Raw genomic sequence first — 17,025 nt, 5'->3', positions numbered from 1 at the left:
GAGGATTTCCTGGTACGACGCTTCGACGGCGGCCCATGTCCCGATCACGTTGGGTTCCCGCTTACAGGAGGCATCGGCGACTGCCGTCTTGATCTGGAGAGGGTCAGCTTCTTGACGAGCTCCCGGTCGCGACTGGAACCCAGCGGAGTCCTGTGGTTCAGGCCGTTCTTCTTCATACAGTCTGACCAGCGCACGAAGACCTCCTGGACTCGAGGGTCGGCGCGGGATTGGTCCCAGCTCTTCATTCCCATCGGCTCGGCGATGTCTTCCGGCCCCGCGGTCCCGCCGGCGAGAAACCGTTGTGCCTCGCCGGCGCAGCCGTCCTTGGGAAGCGGCCGGCCAGCAACGCTAGGGGCGCCTGTACCGGTGAGGAGTGCGTCGATCCTCGGGTCATAGGGTCGTGCGGATGGCGCCGGTTTCTTGTCTCTGCCGGGCATGCGGTAGCCGAAGTGGCCGGCCTCAGCCGGATCCGTGATGCCGTAGCGGCCCTGGTTCCTGGTTTCAGCTCCGCCGTCTTGAAAGGGCCGGACCGGGTAGTTGGCGCCGTACCGCTGCATGCAGCGATGCACGAGGATCCCGTGAGCCTCGCTCAGGAGGCGGTAGTCCTTGACCGAGAACATGTACTGGTCGAGGGGAAGCTGCAGGGTTCTTGGTGTCTGTCAGCACTGTGATCCGAGGCGGAGGGTAGTACCTGGCCGGGTCGTTCGTTGTCCTCAACGGAGCAGCCGATGACGGTGGCGGTGAGCGCTGCACACGCCAGCAGGCGGGCGCAGCGGTGACTGAACGTAGTCTTCGCTCAGGCGGCGAGATCGTTGCCTGGTCACCCTTTGTGATTGCATTTGGCAACGAACGTCACGAACTCACGCACCGGAATAACGGATTGCGTACAGGCCGTCGCCAATCGCTGAAATCGCAGCTATGGTGACTACGCGGGGAAACGGGGTGCACACAGGGCGGTGAGGCGATGTCGTGGCAACTCTGGGTGGTGATCGCGCTGGTCGCGACCGGAGTCGTGGTACTGACTGTGACCAGAATGCGGCACGCGCAGCACGTGTTCGACGACATCGTCCAGCCGGACCGACCGATGGACAGTGACCGGCGGGGGCACACCGGTGACGAGATCGCCCGCGCCGGAGCACGCGCCCAGGACAGGGCCCGGCGGAACGAGACGGAGAGCAGTCCTCGCCGCGGCCACGGCTGATTCACAGCACGATCCCGAGACACCCGGGCCCCACACCCGGGTTCCGCCCGGCATACCGATCGCTCGCGTTCGGCGGACACGCACAGCGCCGAACGTGAGCGACCCGGTCGTCGGGCCCCAGGCCGACCCGGCGCCCTGCCCGGGTCGAGCCTGAGGGCGTGCTGTGCGCTTTCGTGGGGCGCGGGGGCGTCCGGTGGTGGTGGACGTCGGCGGGCTAGTTGTCCAGGAGGCCGTCTCGGCGGGCTACCGCGGCGGCTTCGGTGCGGGAGCGGACGCCGAGCTTCGCCAGGATGTTGGAGACGTGCACGCTGACCGTCTTCTCGCTGATGTACAGCTCCCGCGCCAACTGCCGGTTGGTGCGCCCCTCGGCGAGCAGCGCGAGCACCTCGGTCTCCCGCGACGTCAGGCTGCTCGCCCCGCCACCTTCCACTCCGCCGACTTCGTCGAGCAGCGGCTTCGACGCCAGCTCACGCCCGACCTCAGCGGCCAGCGCAGCCTGCTCGTTCGCCTCCGCGACCCGCCCCGCCGCCCGCAGCGCGGCGGACAGCCGCACCCGCGACCACGCCTGCTCGAAGATGTAGCCGTACCCGAACGCGTCCACCGTCCGCTCCCACACGGACACGTGCTCCTCGGGCGTCGGTGGATCGATCCCGGTCAGCCAGCGCAGCCGCTCCCACTCCGCCTCGAGCCGCGTGAGCCACGCCAGCCCCTCGACACCCATCAGCCGCCCGGGCGGAAGGCCCTTCTCCGCCGTCGCGTGCCCGGCCGCGAGCAGCTCCGACCCCTTGTCCACCAGCTCCTCGGCCGCGGACGGCTCACCCACGGCCCGGTGGCACAGCACCTGCAGCCCGAGGGTCGAGAACCGGATCCGCGCCATGTACCACTCGCTCTGGAACACGTCCTCGAGCAGCGCGGACACGTCGGCGATCAGCTTCTCCGCCTCCGCCGGCTGATCGAGCTGCCGGTAGGCGTCCACCGCCGGCTGCAGACCGATGATCGGCAGCATCACGTCGAGGTCCCACCACTTGCGCAGCCGCTCCAGCTCGTCCGCGACCGAGGTGTCACCGCGCCCGCTGCGGACTGCGAACTCCACCGCCCGCAGCGCCGCCGCGGACGCGTTCGGCGTCATCGAGTCGGTCCGGGCGGTCGCCGCCGCGTCGTCCCACTCGCCGAGGACGAACTGCGTCAGCCCGAGCATTCGCCGCGCGTCGAATCCGTACGCGGCCCACTGGCGTCCGAGCTCCCCGGCTCGCCTCATCGCGAGCGCCAGCGCGGACTTCGCGTTCTGCAGGTCGCCCTGCTCGTAATGCGTCGAGCCGAGCAGGAAGCGGCTCCGGATCTCCGCCGCCGCGTCGCCCGCCAGTTGCGCCCGGACCGCGGCCTCCTCCAGCTGCCGGACCGCGCCGACCGGATCGCCGGCCCGACGACGCAGCACGGCGAGGGTGATGCCGGCGTCGCCCATCGCGGACTCCTGACCGGCCTCGCGAGCGATCTCGAGCGCCCGCAACGCCCAGCGCTCGGCCTCCATCGGCCGGCCCAGCGCATCCGAGACCCGGGCGTAGAGCGAGGCGACGTGGGCCTTGAACACGCTGGCCGGCTCGTCGTTGACCAGCTTGAGCGCCTGCGAGATCGCCTCGAGCGCCTCCTGGTCCTGGTCGATCACCAGCGCGATGTCGGCCAGCGGCAGCAGCAGCTGGGCCCGGTCCATCCCGGACGCGTCCGCGGGCAGCTCGGCCAGCGCCTTACGGAGGATCTTCAGCGCCCGCAGGTGCTGCGAGGACAGTGTCGCGGCGGTCGCGGTCTGCACGGTCAGCCAGATCTTGTCGATCGTGCTCTCGGGCGACCGGTTCGGGAACAGCTCCATCGCCAGCTCGTAGTGCTTGAGTGCTTCCTGCGGCGCGGCCACCGAGATGGCCTCTTCGCCGGCCCGCACCCGGGCCTCGAAGGCCTCGGCCAGGTTGTGCGACCGGGTGGCGTGCCCGGCGAGCTCGGCCGCCGTCCCCGCGACGGTCTGGTCCTTCAGCGCCTGCACGTACGCCGAGTGCTGCCGGACGCGCTCGCCCGGCAGCAAGTCGTCGTACACCGCCTCGGCCAGCAGGGCGTGGCGGAAGTAATACCGGTCGTTGGCCGGTACGTCGATGATGTGGGCGTCGATGAGCTCGCGCAGGGCGTCGTCCAGCTCGCGGTCCGGCAGCCCGGCGACCGCGGTGAGCAGGTTGTGCGGGACCCGACGGCCCGCGACCGCGATCACCCGGGCGACCTGCCGGGCGTCGTCCGACAGCGGATCGAGCCGGACCAGCAGCAGATCGGCCAGATCCGGCGGTACCGCCTCCCCGTCGCCCATCGAGGCGGCCGCGACCAGCTCCTCGGTGAAGAACGCGTTCCCGCCGGCCCGGTCGAGGATCCGCCGTACCTCGGACTCCGGCAGCGGCTCGGTGAGGAGCGAGTTCAGCAGGACGCGGGACTCGTCGGCGTCCAGGGGCAGCAGGCTGACCCGGCGGACCCGCGGGTTGCGGGACCACTCGGCGATCGGGCGGCGGAGCGGATGCCGGCGGTGCAGGTCGTCGCTGCGGTAGGACACCACCAGGGTCAGGCGCTGGGAGGTGAGCCGGGTGATCAGGAAACCGATCAGGTCCCGGGTCGAGTCGTCGGCCCAGTGCGCGTCCTCGATGATCACCAGCAGCGGCTCGCTGGTCGACAGCGCGGTGAACGCGCCCAGGACCGCGTCGAACAGGGCGGCCCGGTCCAGCTGGCCGTCCTGCGGCACGGGCTGGGCGCCGATCAGGCGGTGCGTGGGCAGCAGCCGGCCGATCGCCGGGAAGTTGGTGAGCACGCTCTCGACCAGGTCGGGCCGGTCGCCCGCCAGCCGGCCGAAGATCTCGGTGAACGGCAGGTACGGCAGACCGGCGTCGCCGAAGTCGGTGCAGTGTCCGACCAGGACGCCGAACCCGCGTTCGTGCGCGCCGGTGGCCACCTCGTCCAGCAGCCGGGTCTTGCCGACGCCGGCGTCACCGGACAGCAGGACGGCGCCGGCCCGACGCGTCTTGGCGTCGTCGACGGCGCTGAGCAGGGCGGCCATCTCGGCAGAGCGGCCGACGAGAGGTGTCGAGGTCCAGGGCACGTCGTCCATCTTCGCCCCTGGAGCCGACACAAATCGACGGCAGCCCTTCCGGTGGTCGCCGGTGGCAACGAAAACGCCGTCCCTGACCGGTGCTTCCAGGTCAGGGACGGCGGTCCCGGCGGTCATGCCGCCGTCGTGGGTCGGAGGACCCGGCGGGCGTGCCGCGGCTCGGTCCGCGCGGTCCGCTCGGCGCGCTTCCGGCGGTTCGCCGCGCGGTACTCGCGGGTGATCCGCTCCCGGCGGTAGTCGGTCTCCGCCTTCACGTAGTCAGGTGTGAGATACATGCTGTCTGCCTCCCCTCAGGCTTTCCGGCCGAACAGGTGGACGAGGTGCCGGCGGCCCCGGGTGCTCCGGTGCTGCCGGAAGTCGCGGCTGAGGCGCTCCCTGCGGTAGTCGACCTCTGCCTTGACCGATTCGTTCGTGAACATCTGGTGCTCCTTGGACGTGGTGTCTCCGGCTCCCTGCCGATGCCTCGAATCTGCTCCTCTGAGGTAGGCCCGCACATCGGAACTCCTCCCTATCCACCGCGCCCGGTGACTCATAGGCGGTCCTAGGGACCTCAGGTACGGCGTAGGGACCGCCCGCGGACCCCGGAACGACGAGGCGCGGCCGGGCTCCGAAGAGCCGGCCGCGCCGGTGGACGTGGGACAGGCGGCGATCTGGCGTTCACATCGCCGGACGGGCCCGCAGCTCGGGCGCGTGGGGTGCGGGAGCCACCGGCCTGGGCTTGCGCCAGAACCAGAACGGCCGCTGGAAGTCGCGCTTGATCCGGTCCTGGCGGTACTTGACCTCTGCCTGGACGGAACTGGTCGAGTAGATGAGCATGCTCTCCTCCGCGAACTCGTCGATGCCTGAACGGTGCTCGCCTGAGGTGGATTTCCGCATCGGCACAACTCCCTATGCCGGAGCCCGCGACGCCTTAGTCAGCTTGTGATCGCCCCCGCCGCACTCAACCGCGTCGTGGTGACGTGTCCACCGGCGGCCGTCATCGCGTTCGGCCGAACTGCCCGGTCTCGAGTCGGGGCGACGCCGACCGCACGCACGTCGGCGGTAGCCGATGAGCGCAGAGACGAGGAAGTGGCTGCGGAGCGAGCGTCGGGTCAACTGCTGTAGGACAAGCTGAGCTCGAAGTGCTCAGGATCCAGCAAACTCTCGGCGTACTCGGCGAAACGATCGTCGGCCGTCCAGCTGGTGCGCTCCGTGTGCAGGAACCACGTGCCGGTTGCCCGACCGAGCAGACCGGCCTCGGTGGGATCCAGCGGGCGGCCGCGGAGGCGTTGGTCGCAGTGGTCGAGGTGCAGGCCGGCGCTGTGCAGGGTGGCGGTGATCGAGCCGTTGTCGAGGCCCCGCGCGGGCAGGTCGCGCAAGGACGCCAGCGCGGGGAGCCGACTGCGTTCGATCGAGATGGCCTCGCCGCCGGCGAGCTGCCGCAGGCGCTCGATCACGATCATGTCCGGTGAGCCGAGCCCGAGCCGGTCGGCCAGGTCCGGGTCCCGTTCGAGGGCGATCTTGACCGTCCGCATCCGGGTCTGGACGCCCTGCTCGGCGAGCGCGTGCGTCCACCCGAGCCGGCCGTCCAGTGGCCGCCCGTCGAACAGCACGAACGAGCCCTTCCCGGTGCGGGTGGTGATCAGCCCGTCCTCGGACAGTACGGCGAGCGCCGAGCGGACCGTGTTCCGGCTGACCGAGAACCGCTTGGCCAGCTCCACCTCGCCGGGCAGTTGGGCGCCCCGCCGTACCAGGCCGGAACGGATCTCCCGGGCCAGCACGGCCGCGATGCGCTCGTGCTTCAGCGAGATCTCGGACATCGGCGGCTCACTGGTTCAGGGCGCGGACCTGATCGACGGTGACGATCTCCAGCATCGGCGAGTAGAGCCGCATGATGTCGATCGCCTTCTGGTGGCTCGCGTCGTCGGCACCGGCGCAGGCGTCCTCGACCACCTGGACGTAGACACCGGCGTCGACCGCGGCCAGTGCGGTCGTGATGACGCAGCAGTCGGTGGTCACGCCCGACAGGACCAGGTGACCGCCGGTGCCGACGCGGTCGGCGAGCTCGGGTCCCCAGGCGCCGAACGTGGTCTTGTCGAGCGTCGGGGCTCCCTTGAACTCGTCCACGAGCTGGTAGTCGTCCGAGTCCGGTGACTGCAGCGCGAACGGGTACAGCTCGTAGTACGTCGCCCAGGAGCCGACCGGCTTCTCGGGGGCGACGAACCGGGTGAAGACCACCTCGGGCGAGAGGATCTCGATCAGCTCCTTGGTCGGCTTCACGACCCGCTGGAAGTCCGGCGCGGCCCAGCCCGAGTCCGGATCCGCGAAGATCCGCTGCAGGTCGATCAGCGCGAGTACCGGAGCCATCAGCCCACTTCTTCCTGCTTACGTACGGCGGACGTCCCGCCGGCCAGTTGCACCACGAACCCGGCGACCAGCGCGAACAGCACGCCGAGGTTCGCGTAGGCCCAGGCACCTTCCTTGCCGCCGAGACCGAGCGGATCGAGCAGGTAGCCCTGCCAGGTCAGCCAGCTCGCCAGCGAGTTCGTGACCAGTCCCCAGCCGATGGCGGTCGCAATCACCATGGTGACCACCGGCAGCCAGCGGACGTCGCCGTACCGGCCGCGGTGGTCGTAGAGGTCGGCCTCGGCGTAGTCGCGCCGGCGGGTGAAGATGTCGGCCAGCACGATGCCGCACCAGGCCGCGACCGGGACGCCGAGTGTGATCAGGAAGCCCTGGAACTCGCCGAGGAACTCGTCACCGTAGAAGACCACGTAGATGGTCCCGGCGATCATCACCAGGCCGTCGATGAACGCGGCGACGTACCGGGGCGCGGGCAGGCCGATCGACAGCAGGGCCAGGCCGGAGGAGTAGATGTCGAGGACCGCCCCGCCGACCAGGCCGAGGACGGCGACGATCACGAACGGCACCAGGAACCACATCGGCAGCGCGGCCGCCAGCGCACCGATCGGGTCGGCGGCGATCGCCTCGCTCAGGTCGGTCGACGACCCGGCCAGCAGCAGACCGAAGCTGAACAGGATCAGTGGTGCGACGGACGCCCCGAACGTGGTCCAGCCGACCACGCCCGCGCCGGACGACCGCCGCGGGAGGTAGCGCGAGTAGTCGGCGGCCAGGTTCACCCAGCCGAGGCCGAAGCCGGTCATCAGGAAGACCAGCGCGCCGATCAACTGCTGGCCCGACCCGCTCGGCAGGCCGGAGACCGTGCTCCAGCTGATCCGGTCCGCGACCAGGGCGATGTAGACGACCGTGAGCACGCCGGTGACGATCGTGATCACCGCCTGCGCGCGCATGATCAGGTCGAACCCGAGGACACCGCAGACGACGACGAGTACGCCGACCACGATCAGTGCGATCACCTTCGTCATCGCGCCGCCGCCCCAGCCGAGGCGCTCGAACACGGTCGCGGTCGCGAGCGTCGCCAGGATCGTCAGCACGGTCTCCCAGCCGACGGTCAGCAACCAGGACACCAACGACGGCAGTTTGTTGCCCCGGACACCGAACGCGGCCCGGCTGAGCACCATCGTCGGCGCCGACCCGCGCTTGCCGGCCAGCGAGATCAGCCCGCACAGCAGGAACGAGAACACGATCCCGATCACGCCGGCGATCAGCGCCTGCCAGAAGGAGATGCCGAACCCGAGCGCGAACGCGCCGTAACTCAGGCCGAGGACCGAGACGTTCGCCCCGAACCACGGCCAGAACAGCTGACTCGGCCGGCCCTTCCGCTCCTCGTCCGCGATCACGTTCAGCCCGTTGCTCTCCACCGCGAGCGCCCGCGACTCCGGTCCCCGCACCTCAAGCTGATCGGCCATGCCGTCTCCAACCCGAATGAACCTGTCCAGTCCTGTTCAATCACGGTAGGCCGGGACCTCAGGGTGGTCAAGAATGTGGTGCATGCTGAGTAGCGCGGTGGACAGGTTCTCGCTGGCGTACGACCGAGACGGCGAAGGGCCGGCGGTCGTCCTGCTGCACGGCTGGCCGGGGGACCGGACGGACTACCGCCTGCTGGCGCCGATGCTCGTCGAGCGCGGGCTGGAGGTCGTGGTGCCCGATCTGCGCGGGTTCGGCGAGTCGGACAGGCTGTCGACGGATCCCTCGCAGTACGGCGTTGAAGCGCAAGGGCGGAGCGTTGTCGGGCTGATCGAGGAGCTCGGGCTCGACCGGCCGGTGCTCGCCGGGTACGACATCGGCAGCCGGGTCGCGCAGTGGATCGCCCGGAACAGGCCAGACCTGGTGCGCGGCATGGTGCTGGCACCGCCGCTGCCGGGGATCGGGAAGCGGGTGTTCTCCGAGCATGCGCAAGCGGAGTTCTGGTACCAGGCGTTCCACCGGTTGCCGGTGATCGAGGAGCTGATCGACGGGAACCCCGAGGCGGTCCGGTCGTACCTGCGGCACTTCTGGACGCACTGGTCCGGGCCCGGGTTCGAGCCGGAACTGGATCACCTGGTGGAGGTGTACTCGCGGCCGGGTGCATTCACGGCGTCGATCAACTGGTACCGGGCCGGTGCGGGTTCGGTCGCCACCTCGGCCGCCGAGACGGCGCCGGCGTCGTACGACCGGATCGCCGTACCGACGGTGGTTCTGTGGCCGCAGTTCGACCCGCTGTTCCCGCGCGCCTGGTCGGACCGGCTGGACGACTTCTTCAGCGACGAACGGCTGCGGTTCGTCGACGGCGTCGGCCACTACGCGCCGCTGGAGTACCCGGAGGTCCTCGCCGAGGAGATTGTCGGACTAGGCTGAGGGCATGGCCCAGACCGAGCTGCCGATGCCGACCGTGCGGCCGGACGTGGGTGCGCTGGCGAAGCTCGCGCCCGAGCCGGTCCGGTATCTGCTGAACTGGGGCCGCAAGTACTCCCTCTGGGTGTTCAACTTCGGCCTCGCCTGCTGCGCGATCGAGTTCATCGCCGCGTCGATGGGCCGGCACGACTTCATCCGGCTGGGCGTGATCCCGTTCGCGCCCGGTCCCCGGCAGGCCGACCTGATGGTCGTGTCCGGCACCGTGACGGACAAGATGGCGCCCGCGATCAAGCGGCTCTACGACCAGATGCCGGAGCCGAAGTACGTGATCTCGTTCGGTTCCTGCTCGAACTCCGGCGGCCCGTACTGGGACTCGTACTGCGTCACCAAGGGCGTCGACCAGGTCATTCCGGTCGACGTGTACGTGCCCGGCTGCCCGCCGCGGCCGGAGGCACTGCTGCAGGGCATCCTCAAGCTCCAGGAGAAGATCGCCGGCGAGGACATGACGAGCCGGTACGAGGAGCCGTCGGCCGCGGCCCTGACCCGCGGCCTGGTGACGCCGCCGTGAGCGCTGACGCCCTCGACGCGCTGACCGGCGCGGGGATCGCCGCGAAGCAGGCCGACAGCTTCGGCCCGGTGGCGATCGACGTACCGGCGGAGTCGTGGGTCGCCGCGCACGAGATACTGCGGGAAGCCGTCGGGCTGACGTTCTTCGACTTCCTGACCGCGAGCGACGAGCTCACCGACGGGTTCCGGGTGGTGTCGCACCTCGCCGACTTCTGGGGTGGCTCGCATGTCGAGCACGTGTTGGTGCGCACCCTGGTCCCGCGGGAGAACCCCTCGCTGCCGAGCCTGTCCGACGTGTACGCCGGGGCCAACTGGCACGAGCGCGAGACGCACGAGATGTTCGGCATCACTTTCGAGAACCACCCGAACCTCATCCCACTGCTGCTCCCTGACGGCTTCGAAGGCAACCCACTCCGCAAGGAGTTCATCCTCGCGTCCCGGGTCGCCAAGCCCTGGCCCGGCGCGAAAGAGCCGGGCGAGTCGGACCAGGCTCCCGCTCACGGCGCGCCCAGCCGGCGGCGCACGCTGCCGCCTGGCGTGCCGGATCCGGACACCTGGGGTCCGCGGCCGCCCGGCGCAGCCGACCCGGACCCGTTGGCGCCTGCTCAGGCGGCGTCCACCCCGGCCCGTCCCCGCCGAGCCGGTGCTGAACGCCGTACCCGCAAACAAGCCGAAGCGCCGCCGGCCGAGCCCCAGGCGCCTGCTGAGCCAGCGCCCACCGACCAGCAGCCGCCGGTGGACCCGCCTTCGTGATCCCGACGGCACCGGGGCTGGCCCGCCCGTACTCTCGAACGTCCGTGAGTTCGCCTTCGCGAGAACCTGTGGTCGCCGGCTGCACGTTTCTTTCCGATGATCGGGATGAGCTCAGGCGTGCGGAGGGGTGTAGTAGAAGACCTCTTCGCGGGTGACCTGGCCGTTTGTGACGGTGCAGAGGGAACCCCGCGCCGTACGACGGGGCGTGATCGATGGAGTACCAGCCTTCGCCCTCAACGTTGGTTGAGGTCAAGCCGGAGTCGGTAGGGTGCGGTCATGGTCGAGTTCGTGGTGCGGGTGGTCGGCGTGATCGTCGCCTTCCTGGTGGCGCCCTTGCTGGTCGGTCAGGCCGAGCACAAGGTGATGGCCCACATGCAGTCGCGACTCGGCCCGATGTACGCCGGGGCGTTCCACGGCTGGGCGCAGCTCGTCGCGGACGGCGTGAAGTTCGTGCAGAAGGAGAGCGTGGTCCCGGCCGCCGCGGACCGGCGGGTGTTCGAGTGGGCCCCCATCGTCGCGATCCTGCCGTACCTGGCCGCGATCGCCGCGATCCCGCTGGCGCCGGGCATCGTCGGTGCGGACCTGGACTCCGGTCTGTTCTTCGTGCTCGCGGTGATGAGCATCGGCGTTCTCGGCTCGCTGATGGCGGGCTGGGGCAGCGGCAACAAGTACAGCCTGCTCGGCGGGCTCCGGGTCGCCGCCCAGTTGATGAGCTACGAGCTCCCGTTCGTGCTGTCGGCGGCGAGTGTCGCGGTCGCGGCCGGGACGCTGAGCCTGACCGGGATCGCCGAGGCGTGGAACCCGTGGTGGTTGCTCTGGCAGCTGCCCGGGCTGGTGGTGTTCTTCATCGCCGGACTCGCCGAGCTCCAGCGGCCGCCGTTCGACATGCCGGTCGCGGACTCCGAGGTGATCTTCGGGCCCTACACCGAGTACACCGGTCTCCGGTTCGCCATGTTCCTGCTCGCCGAGTACGCCGGCATCGTCGTCCTCGCCGGACTCACGTCGGTCCTGTTCCTCGGCGGCTGGAGCGGCCCCGGGCCGGACTCCATCGGGTGGATCTGGTCCATCCTGAAGATCGCGTTCGTGTCCCTGGTCGTGATCTGGGTCCGAGTCTCCTTCCCGAGGCTGCGCGCCGACCAACTCCAGAAGCTCGCCTGGCAGGCCCTCGTGCCGGTGGCGCTGCTCCAGCTCGCGCTCACCGGCATCGGGGTCACCGTCTTCCTCTAAGGAGTTGCCAGCGCTTCCGTGGGGGAGAGGCGGGAGGCTCGGATGGCTGGGTAGAGGCCGGCCAGGGCTCCGATGACAAGGGTGGCGCCTACCCCGCCGGCCAGGGACCACACAGGGATGACCGTGAGCCAGTTCTGGTACGAGGCGTAGGCGGCGCTGACCGCGGAGCCCAGGAGCGCGCCGCCTGCACCGCCCAGGGCGGACAGGAGGAGGGACTCGGTCAGGAACTGCGTGCGGATCTGGCCCCGGGTTGCTCCCAGGGAACGGCGCAGACCGATCTCGGCCCGGCGTTCCAGGACGGAGATGACCATGATGTTGGCGACTCCGACCCCGCCGACGAGCAGCGCGACCGCGCCCAGGCCGAGGAGCAGGCCGGTGAAGGCCTCACCCGCGGCCTGTTTGGCGGCGAGCGCGTCCGACGGGCGGGAGACGTCGACCTCGTTCGGCGCCTCCGGGTTGGCCGTCGCCCCGAGCACCGAACGGACCGCCTCCACCTGGGAGTCGTCCGAGCGGGTGTAGATCGTCGTCGGGTGCCCGTCGAAGTCCAGCGTGCTGTCCGCCGCGGGCCAGCCCATCAGCGCGGCGCTGTCCAGCTCCGGAGCCAGCGCTGCGGGCTCCAGGATCCCCAGCACCGTGAACCACCTGTCCCCGATCAGCACCTGCGTGTCCGGGCCGGCGCGAGTGATGCCGAGTCGCTCGGCGGCGCTCGCCCCGAGCACGGTCGCCGGGTAACGGCCGGTCGCCGCGTCGATCCACTTGCCGCTGCGGACCACGCCGCCGATCGTGTCCAGGAGGTTCGGCCGGGCGGCGTACGCGATGATGCCGTTGGTCTCGACGACCGGGATCTTGTCGCTCCGGTACACCGACGCGTCGTCGACCCGGCCGACCGCGGACTGCGCCCGCACCGGACCGATCCGGCCGACCATCGCCTCCGCGGTGAGCGGGAGCTGGGCCTCCTCGCCGGTCAGCCGGGTGCCCGGTGCGACCGTCAGCAGATTGGTGCCCAGGGCATCGAGTTGCCCGTCGAGCTCGGCCCGTGACGACGACGAGATGCCGACCACGGCGACCATCGCGGCGATCCCGATCGCGATCCCCAGCGCGGACAGGAACGCCCGCATCGGGCGGGTCCGCAACCCGATCGCCCCGACCCGGACCACGTCGCGCGGCCACAACTTCGCCGGCTTCGGCTCGGCGTTCGCGCGGGATCCACTCATGCGTACACCTCCTCGAGGATCCGGCCGTCGCGCATCCGGACCTGCCGCGGCAGCGACGCCGCGATGTCCCGGTCGTGCGTGATGATGACGACCGTCGTACCGCTCGCGTGCAGGTCGCGCAGCAACTGCATCACCCCCGCGCCGGACGCCGAATCCAGCGCCCCGGTCGGCTCATCGGCCAGCAGTACGGCGGGCTCGCCCGCGACCGCCCGTGCCACGGCGACCCGCTGCCGCTCGCCACCGGACAGTTCATGCGGTTCGTGGTCCATGCGGTGTTCGAGGCCGACCCGCTCCAGCGCGGCCGCCGCCCGCTTGCGCCGTACCGACGGCCGCAGACCGGAGTACAGGAGGCCGTCGGCCACGTTGTCCAGCGCCCGTACGCCGGCCGCCAGGTGGAACTGCTGGAACACGAAGCCGATCCGGGTCGCCCGCAGCGCGGACAGACCCGAGTCGGACAGCCGCGCGACGTCGTACCGGTCGATCCGGACCGTGCCGGACGTCGGCCGGTCCAGGGTGCCGAGGACGTTGAGCATCGTCGACTTGCCCGAGCCCGACGGCCCGACGATCGCGACCAGTTCGCCGCGGTCGATCCGCAGGCTCACGCCGCCGAGGGCGGTGACGCCGCCCGGGTAGACCTTCGTCACCTCGGTCAGTTCGATCACTTCGGGATCCCCACCTCGGTGCCCGGCTTGATCCCGGCGCCGCTGATCTCGACCTGGCCGCCGGCGAACAGTCCGGTCTTCACCGGCACGTAGCGCGACGCCGTACCGTCGGAGACCTCGACGCCGAACCCGCCCTCGCGCAGAGCGACCAGGGCGGCCACCGGGACGGTCAGTACGTTCTTCCGCTCGGACGCGGTGAAGGTGACGTCGACCGAGGCCAGCGACCACGCAGCCACCGCCTTCTGGTTGTCGATCGCGACGATGACCTCGACCTTGGTCTCCGGGTCGTTGTCCGGGCTCTCGGCCGGGATGATCACCGTCGACACCTTCTCCACCCGGCCCGGCACGGTGGCGCCGTCCGGGAGGGTGACGTCGACCTTCGCGTTCGGCTTCGCGAGCCGCTGGTCGGCGGCGTCCAGCTGGACCGTGACCGCCTTCGTCGTACCCGTGTAGGTGAGGACGTTCTGGTTCGGCCCGATCGGTGCGCCCTCCTGCGCCTCCACGCTCTCCACCCGGATGTGACCCGGTGCGAACAGCACACTGCCGAGCTCGACGGCCCCTGTCTCGTCCTGGCCCAGGTCCTCCTGCCACTCCTGGACCGCCTCGGCCGTGGCCTCGGTGAACTCGTCGTCGACGGTGAATCCGGTGTAGCCCATCGCACTGAGGTTCTGCTCGAGCTGCAGGACGTCCGTACCTTCACTGCCGTCGGAGAGCCTCCGGTAGGCCGGAAGAGTGCCGTACATCAGCGTGGTCGGCTTGTTGTCCACGCTGTACACCGTGTGGCCGCGCCGGAACTCCTGTCCGCTGTCGGGGACGCCGGTGATCGTCCCGGCCGCGCGGTTGACGGCGGCGGACGTCGTACCGAAGCCGAGCTCGCCGTCCGCGCTCTCGGTGTCCTTGAGCGTCTGCTGTGTGACCTCGGCGGTGTTGACGGGTACCGCGGCGGCGGTCTGGTCTGCTGCCTGGCTGGTGTCGCCCCGGTTCACCAGGAACGCGCTCGCGGCGCCTCCGGCGGCCAGGACGACCACGGCGGTCAGTGTCGGCGCATCACTTCTGCTTTCCGGCCATGATCGGCTGGCAGGTCTCCTGCGCCTGCTGGAAGTCCGGGTCGTCAGCGACCCCCGGGCCGATCATGATGCCGCGCTGGCCCGGCTTGGGGTCCGGGAACTTCTCCACGCCGTTCTCCCGCATGCACTCGGCGAACTTCCGGCCGTTCTCCTCCTGCTGCGGGTTCGGCCCGCCCTCGCCCTGCGGGTTGAACTCCTTGCAGGCGTCCATCGCCTGCTGCACCTTCTCCCGGGTGACGCCCGAGTTGCGGTCGAACTTGAGCATCGGACCCTTGCCGGGCTCCGGGTCTGGCACGTCGAGGCCCTGCTCCCGCAGACACTGGGTGAACTTGATCGCCTTCTCGTCCCGGCTCAGGCCGTCCGGCGCGCTGGTGGGTGCGGTTGCCTGCGCCTGCGCCCCGGTGCCCGACGCGACCTGCGCGTCGGGCACCTCCGAGGCGCAGCCGGTCAGCAGTGCGGCGGTCGCCAGCAGTGCCGCGGCCAGAGTGGTCTTGCGCATCACATCTCCTTGGGTCGGTTCTGGCGCCAAGCCTTGGCCGCGAGCCGTTTCCGCACCGTTTCCGAGGGCGATAACACGCAGGAAACACGCGCATCGGGGATCATGGAGTGCGTGCGAGTGCTTGTGGTCGAGGACGAACCGTTGCTGGCGGCAGCGATCGCGGAGTGGTTGCGGGACGAGTCCCACGCGGTCGACGTCACCGGCGACGGCGGTACCGCGCTCGAGCGTTTGGCGGTGCACGAGTACGACGTACTCGTGCTGGACCGTGACATCCCCGTCGTCCACGGCGACGAAGTGTGCCGTCGACTGGTGGAGTCCGGGTCGGACACCCGGGTGCTGATGCTGACCGCCGCGGCCGCGGTGACCGACCGGGTCTTCGGGCTCGGGCTGGGCGCGGACGACTACCTGACCAAGCCGTTCGCGTTCGCCGAGCTGGCTGCGCGGGTGCTGGCCCTGGGGCGCCGGAGCCGTCCAGCGGATCCGCCGGTACTGCGCCGGGCCGGGGTGACCCTGGATCCGGCCCGGCACGAGGTGTTCCGGGACGGGCGGTACGTACCGCTGTCGAAGAAGGAGTTCGCCGTCCTGGCCGAACTGCTGCGAGCCGACGGTGCGACCGTCTCGGCCGAACAACTGCTGGAGAAGGCATGGGACGAACACGTGGATCCGTTCACCGGGGCGGTGCGGCTGACCATCCTCAAGCTGCGGCGGAAGCTGGGGGAGCCGGGGCTGGTGGAGACCGTCACCGGGGTCGGCTACCGCATCCCGTGACACTGACACCGCGGCGGCTGACGCTGCGGGGGCGGCTGACCTTGATCTACGGCGGGTTGTTCATGGTGGCCGGCGTCCTGCTGCTGGGGCTGACGTACGTGCTGTTCGACAACAACCTCGGGACCGGGCATCGCGTGCTCGTGCAGGGCACGTACGTCAACACCCCCAGGCCCGGGGTGACCCCGACACCGAGGCCGCCGAATCAGCTCTTCGTGCTGAACAAGGACGGCGACGTGCTGACCGGACCGGCCGCCGACGAGGCCATCCAGAAGCAGCGGGAGCAGGTACGGCAGGCGGCGGTCAAGTCCTTGCTCACCCAGGGCAGCATCGCCCTGCTCGTCGTCGGCGGCCTGGCGGCGGGTTTCGGCTGGCTGGTCGCCGGGCGCGTGCTGGCGCCGCTGCACCGGGTCACCGACACCGCCCGGCGGATCGCCGCGTCACCGGCGGCGCTGCACGAGCGGATCGCCCTGCGGGGCCCTGACGACGAGGTGAAGAACCTCGCGGACGCCTTCGACACCATGGTCGAGCGGCTCGACCATTCGTTCGACGGCCAGCGCCGGTTCGTCGCCAACGCCTCCCACGAGTTGCGTACGCCGCTCACGCTCGGCCGGGCCCTGGTCGAGGTCGCGATGCACCGCCGCACGGCGTCCGCGGACGTGAAGGAACTCGGCGAGAGCCTGCTCACGATCAACGCCCGCCACGAGCAACTCATCGACGGCCTGCTCATCCTCGCCGACTCCGAGAAGCAACTCACCACCGTCTACCCGGTCAACCTCGGCGACATCGTCGACCACGTCGCCGGCCAACTCGCCGCCGAAGCGTCGACCGCCGGCGTCGAGATCATCCGCGGGCCTGGCGACGCACCCACCCGGGGCGACGCGTTGCTGCTCGAACGCCTCGTCCACAACCTGGTCGAGAACGGCATCCGCCACAACCTGCCCGCCGGTGACCGCTGGGTCCGCGTCGTCAGCAAGACCGTCGGCGACCACGTCGAGGTCGTCGTCACCAACACCGGCCCCGACATCCCGCCGTACGAGGTCGAGGCGCTCTTCAAGCCCTTCTACCGCCTGGGCGCCGAACGCCTCGTCGGCGGCAAGGGCGCCGGCCTCGGCCTCTCCATCGTCCGCTCGGTCGCCGAAGCCCACGCCGGCACGGTCGCCGCCGTCCCCCGCCCCGGCGGCGGCCTGGAAATCGCCGTGACCC

Annotated in this window: 19 protein-coding genes; 7 read left to right on the top strand and 12 right to left on the bottom strand. The window is 70.4% G+C overall.

Annotation, left to right across the window (positions count from 1 at the left end; translation table 11 throughout):
• Nucleotides 1-44: 44 nt before the first annotated feature.
• Entirely contained in the window at nucleotides 45-620 is a 576-nt protein-coding gene (locus E1218_RS14255) for a hypothetical protein (RefSeq protein WP_132320168.1), read from the bottom strand.
• A gap of 344 nt (nucleotides 621-964) precedes the next feature.
• Here E1218_RS14255 and E1218_RS14250 point away from each other — a divergent pair, with 344 nt between their 5' ends.
• Entirely contained in the window at nucleotides 965-1,201 is a 237-nt protein-coding gene (locus E1218_RS14250; RefSeq protein ID WP_132320166.1) for a hypothetical protein, read from the top strand.
• Nucleotides 1,202-1,415: 214 nt separating this feature from the next.
• Here E1218_RS14250 and E1218_RS37950 read toward each other — a convergent pair whose 3' ends face one another.
• The 7 genes from E1218_RS37950 to E1218_RS14225 form a co-directional block, all read right to left on the bottom strand.
• Nucleotides 1,416-4,331, bottom strand: coding sequence for a helix-turn-helix transcriptional regulator (locus E1218_RS37950; protein WP_132320164.1), 2,916 nt, complete (start codon nucleotides 4,329-4,331; stop codon nucleotides 1,416-1,418).
• 113 nt (nucleotides 4,332-4,444) lie between these two features.
• Nucleotides 4,445-4,606, bottom strand: coding sequence for a hypothetical protein (locus tag E1218_RS36070; RefSeq protein WP_165949265.1), 162 nt, complete (start codon nucleotides 4,604-4,606; stop codon nucleotides 4,445-4,447).
• A gap of 15 nt (nucleotides 4,607-4,621) precedes the next feature.
• On the bottom strand, nucleotides 4,622-4,750 hold the full coding sequence (locus E1218_RS37760; RefSeq protein WP_267900302.1) for a hypothetical protein: 129 nt from the start codon (nucleotides 4,748-4,750) through the stop codon (nucleotides 4,622-4,624).
• A 238-nt stretch (nucleotides 4,751-4,988) separates the two neighbouring features.
• Nucleotides 4,989-5,207 carry a hypothetical protein gene (locus E1218_RS14240; protein ID WP_132320162.1) on the bottom strand — a complete coding sequence of 73 codons (219 nt, stop codon included), beginning with the start codon at nucleotides 5,205-5,207 and terminating at the stop codon, nucleotides 4,989-4,991.
• A gap of 215 nt (nucleotides 5,208-5,422) precedes the next feature.
• On the bottom strand, nucleotides 5,423-6,130 hold the full coding sequence (locus E1218_RS14235; protein ID WP_132320160.1) for a GntR family transcriptional regulator: 708 nt from the start codon (nucleotides 6,128-6,130) through the stop codon (nucleotides 5,423-5,425).
• Nucleotides 6,131-6,137: 7 nt separating this feature from the next.
• A complete protein-coding gene (locus E1218_RS14230; protein ID WP_132320158.1) occupies nucleotides 6,138-6,677 on the bottom strand; it encodes a cysteine hydrolase family protein in 540 nt (179 codons plus the stop codon).
• A complete protein-coding gene (locus E1218_RS14225; protein ID WP_132320156.1) occupies nucleotides 6,677-8,140 on the bottom strand; it encodes a purine-cytosine permease family protein in 1,464 nt (487 codons plus the stop codon). Before E1218_RS14225 ends, E1218_RS14230 begins: the two co-directional genes overlap by 1 nt.
• Before the next feature lie 82 nt (nucleotides 8,141-8,222).
• On the opposite strand from E1218_RS14225, the gene E1218_RS14220 reads away from it, so the two are divergent.
• The 4 genes from E1218_RS14220 (at nucleotide 8,223) to E1218_RS14205 (ending at nucleotide 11,612) form a co-directional block, all read left to right on the top strand.
• Nucleotides 8,223-9,068 (top strand): alpha/beta fold hydrolase, encoded by an 846-nt coding sequence (locus E1218_RS14220; protein ID WP_202866001.1) that lies wholly within the window; start codon nucleotides 8,223-8,225, stop codon nucleotides 9,066-9,068.
• A gap of 4 nt (nucleotides 9,069-9,072) precedes the next feature.
• Nucleotides 9,073-9,633, top strand: a complete 561-nt coding sequence (locus E1218_RS14215; RefSeq protein WP_233712220.1) for an NADH-quinone oxidoreductase subunit B — start codon at nucleotides 9,073-9,075, stop codon at nucleotides 9,631-9,633.
• Complete coding sequence (locus tag E1218_RS14210) at nucleotides 9,630-10,385, top strand: NADH-quinone oxidoreductase subunit C (protein WP_132320152.1); 756 nt, start codon at nucleotides 9,630-9,632, stop codon at nucleotides 10,383-10,385. Before E1218_RS14215 ends, E1218_RS14210 begins: the two co-directional genes overlap by 4 nt.
• A 276-nt stretch (nucleotides 10,386-10,661) precedes the next feature.
• The gene (locus E1218_RS14205) at nucleotides 10,662-11,612 is read left to right on the top strand and encodes a complex I subunit 1/NuoH family protein (RefSeq protein WP_132320150.1); all 951 of its coding nucleotides are present in this window, start codon (nucleotides 10,662-10,664) and stop codon (nucleotides 11,610-11,612) included.
• Here E1218_RS14205 and E1218_RS14200 read toward each other — a convergent pair.
• From E1218_RS14200 to E1218_RS14185, 4 genes are read right to left on the bottom strand one after another with little or no spacing between them, the layout of a single operon-like run.
• A complete protein-coding gene (locus tag E1218_RS14200) occupies nucleotides 11,609-12,826 on the bottom strand; it encodes an ABC transporter permease (protein ID WP_132320148.1) in 1,218 nt (405 codons plus the stop codon). The genes E1218_RS14205 and E1218_RS14200 overlap by 4 nt on opposite strands.
• The gene (locus E1218_RS14195) at nucleotides 12,823-13,488 is read right to left on the bottom strand and encodes an ABC transporter ATP-binding protein (RefSeq protein WP_132320146.1); all 666 of its coding nucleotides are present in this window, start codon (nucleotides 13,486-13,488) and stop codon (nucleotides 12,823-12,825) included. The genes E1218_RS14200 and E1218_RS14195 overlap by 4 nt, the downstream gene beginning before the upstream one ends.
• Nucleotides 13,485-14,516, bottom strand: a complete 1,032-nt coding sequence (locus E1218_RS14190) for a peptidoglycan-binding protein (RefSeq protein WP_132320144.1) — start codon at nucleotides 14,514-14,516, stop codon at nucleotides 13,485-13,487. The genes E1218_RS14195 and E1218_RS14190 overlap by 4 nt, the downstream gene beginning before the upstream one ends.
• A 19-nt stretch (nucleotides 14,517-14,535) precedes the next feature.
• Nucleotides 14,536-15,054 carry a hypothetical protein gene (locus E1218_RS14185; RefSeq protein ID WP_132320142.1) on the bottom strand — a complete coding sequence of 173 codons (519 nt, stop codon included), beginning with the start codon at nucleotides 15,052-15,054 and terminating at the stop codon, nucleotides 14,536-14,538.
• A 111-nt stretch (nucleotides 15,055-15,165) separates the two neighbouring features.
• Here E1218_RS14185 and E1218_RS14180 point away from each other — a divergent pair, with 111 nt between their 5' ends.
• Together E1218_RS14180 and E1218_RS14175 are read left to right on the top strand one after the other, a co-directional pair.
• Nucleotides 15,166-15,822 carry a response regulator transcription factor gene (locus E1218_RS14180; protein ID WP_132320140.1) on the top strand — a complete coding sequence of 219 codons (657 nt, stop codon included), beginning with the start codon at nucleotides 15,166-15,168 and terminating at the stop codon, nucleotides 15,820-15,822.
• Nucleotides 15,819-17,025: sensor histidine kinase (locus tag E1218_RS14175; protein WP_165949264.1), on the top strand; the 1,207-nt coding region annotated here is incomplete at its 3' end. The genes E1218_RS14180 and E1218_RS14175, both read left to right, overlap by 4 nt.

The sequence above is a fragment of the Kribbella turkmenica genome, from assembly GCF_004348725.1.
Lineage (GTDB): Bacteria > Actinomycetota > Actinomycetes > Propionibacteriales > Kribbellaceae > Kribbella > Kribbella turkmenica.
This window is presented reverse-complemented; position numbering and strand designations above follow the sequence as displayed.

What these genes read in the sequence shown, in the direction of transcription:
- E1218_RS37950 (WP_132320164.1), bottom strand. Translation starts at nt 4,331, where the DNA reads ATGGACGACGTGCCCTGGACCTCGACACCTCTCGTCGGCCGCTCTGCC.
- E1218_RS14230 (WP_132320158.1), bottom strand. Translation starts at nt 6,677, where the DNA reads ATGGCTCCGGTACTCGCGCTGATCGACCTGCAGCGGATCTTCGCGGAT.
- E1218_RS14205 (WP_132320150.1), top strand. Translation starts at nt 10,662, where the DNA reads ATGGTCGAGTTCGTGGTGCGGGTGGTCGGCGTGATCGTCGCCTTCCTG.
- E1218_RS14225 (WP_132320156.1), bottom strand. Translation starts at nt 8,140, where the DNA reads ATGGCCGATCAGCTTGAGGTGCGGGGACCGGAGTCGCGGGCGCTCGCG.
- E1218_RS14255 (WP_132320168.1), bottom strand. Translation starts at nt 620, where the DNA reads ATGTTCTCGGTCAAGGACTACCGCCTCCTGAGCGAGGCTCACGGGATC.
- E1218_RS37760 (WP_267900302.1), bottom strand. Translation starts at nt 4,750, where the DNA reads ATGTTCACGAACGAATCGGTCAAGGCAGAGGTCGACTACCGCAGGGAG.
- E1218_RS14240 (WP_132320162.1), bottom strand. Translation starts at nt 5,207, where the DNA reads ATGCGGAAATCCACCTCAGGCGAGCACCGTTCAGGCATCGACGAGTTC.
- E1218_RS14215 (WP_233712220.1), top strand. Translation starts at nt 9,073, where the DNA reads ATGGCCCAGACCGAGCTGCCGATGCCGACCGTGCGGCCGGACGTGGGT.
- E1218_RS14220 (WP_202866001.1), top strand. Translation starts at nt 8,223, where the DNA reads ATGCTGAGTAGCGCGGTGGACAGGTTCTCGCTGGCGTACGACCGAGAC.
- E1218_RS14200 (WP_132320148.1), bottom strand. Translation starts at nt 12,826, where the DNA reads ATGAGTGGATCCCGCGCGAACGCCGAGCCGAAGCCGGCGAAGTTGTGG.
- E1218_RS14250 (WP_132320166.1), top strand. Translation starts at nt 965, where the DNA reads ATGTCGTGGCAACTCTGGGTGGTGATCGCGCTGGTCGCGACCGGAGTC.
- E1218_RS14185 (WP_132320142.1), bottom strand. Translation starts at nt 15,054, where the DNA reads ATGCGCAAGACCACTCTGGCCGCGGCACTGCTGGCGACCGCCGCACTG.
- E1218_RS14235 (WP_132320160.1), bottom strand. Translation starts at nt 6,130, where the DNA reads ATGTCCGAGATCTCGCTGAAGCACGAGCGCATCGCGGCCGTGCTGGCC.
- E1218_RS36070 (WP_165949265.1), bottom strand. Translation starts at nt 4,606, where the DNA reads ATGTATCTCACACCTGACTACGTGAAGGCGGAGACCGACTACCGCCGG.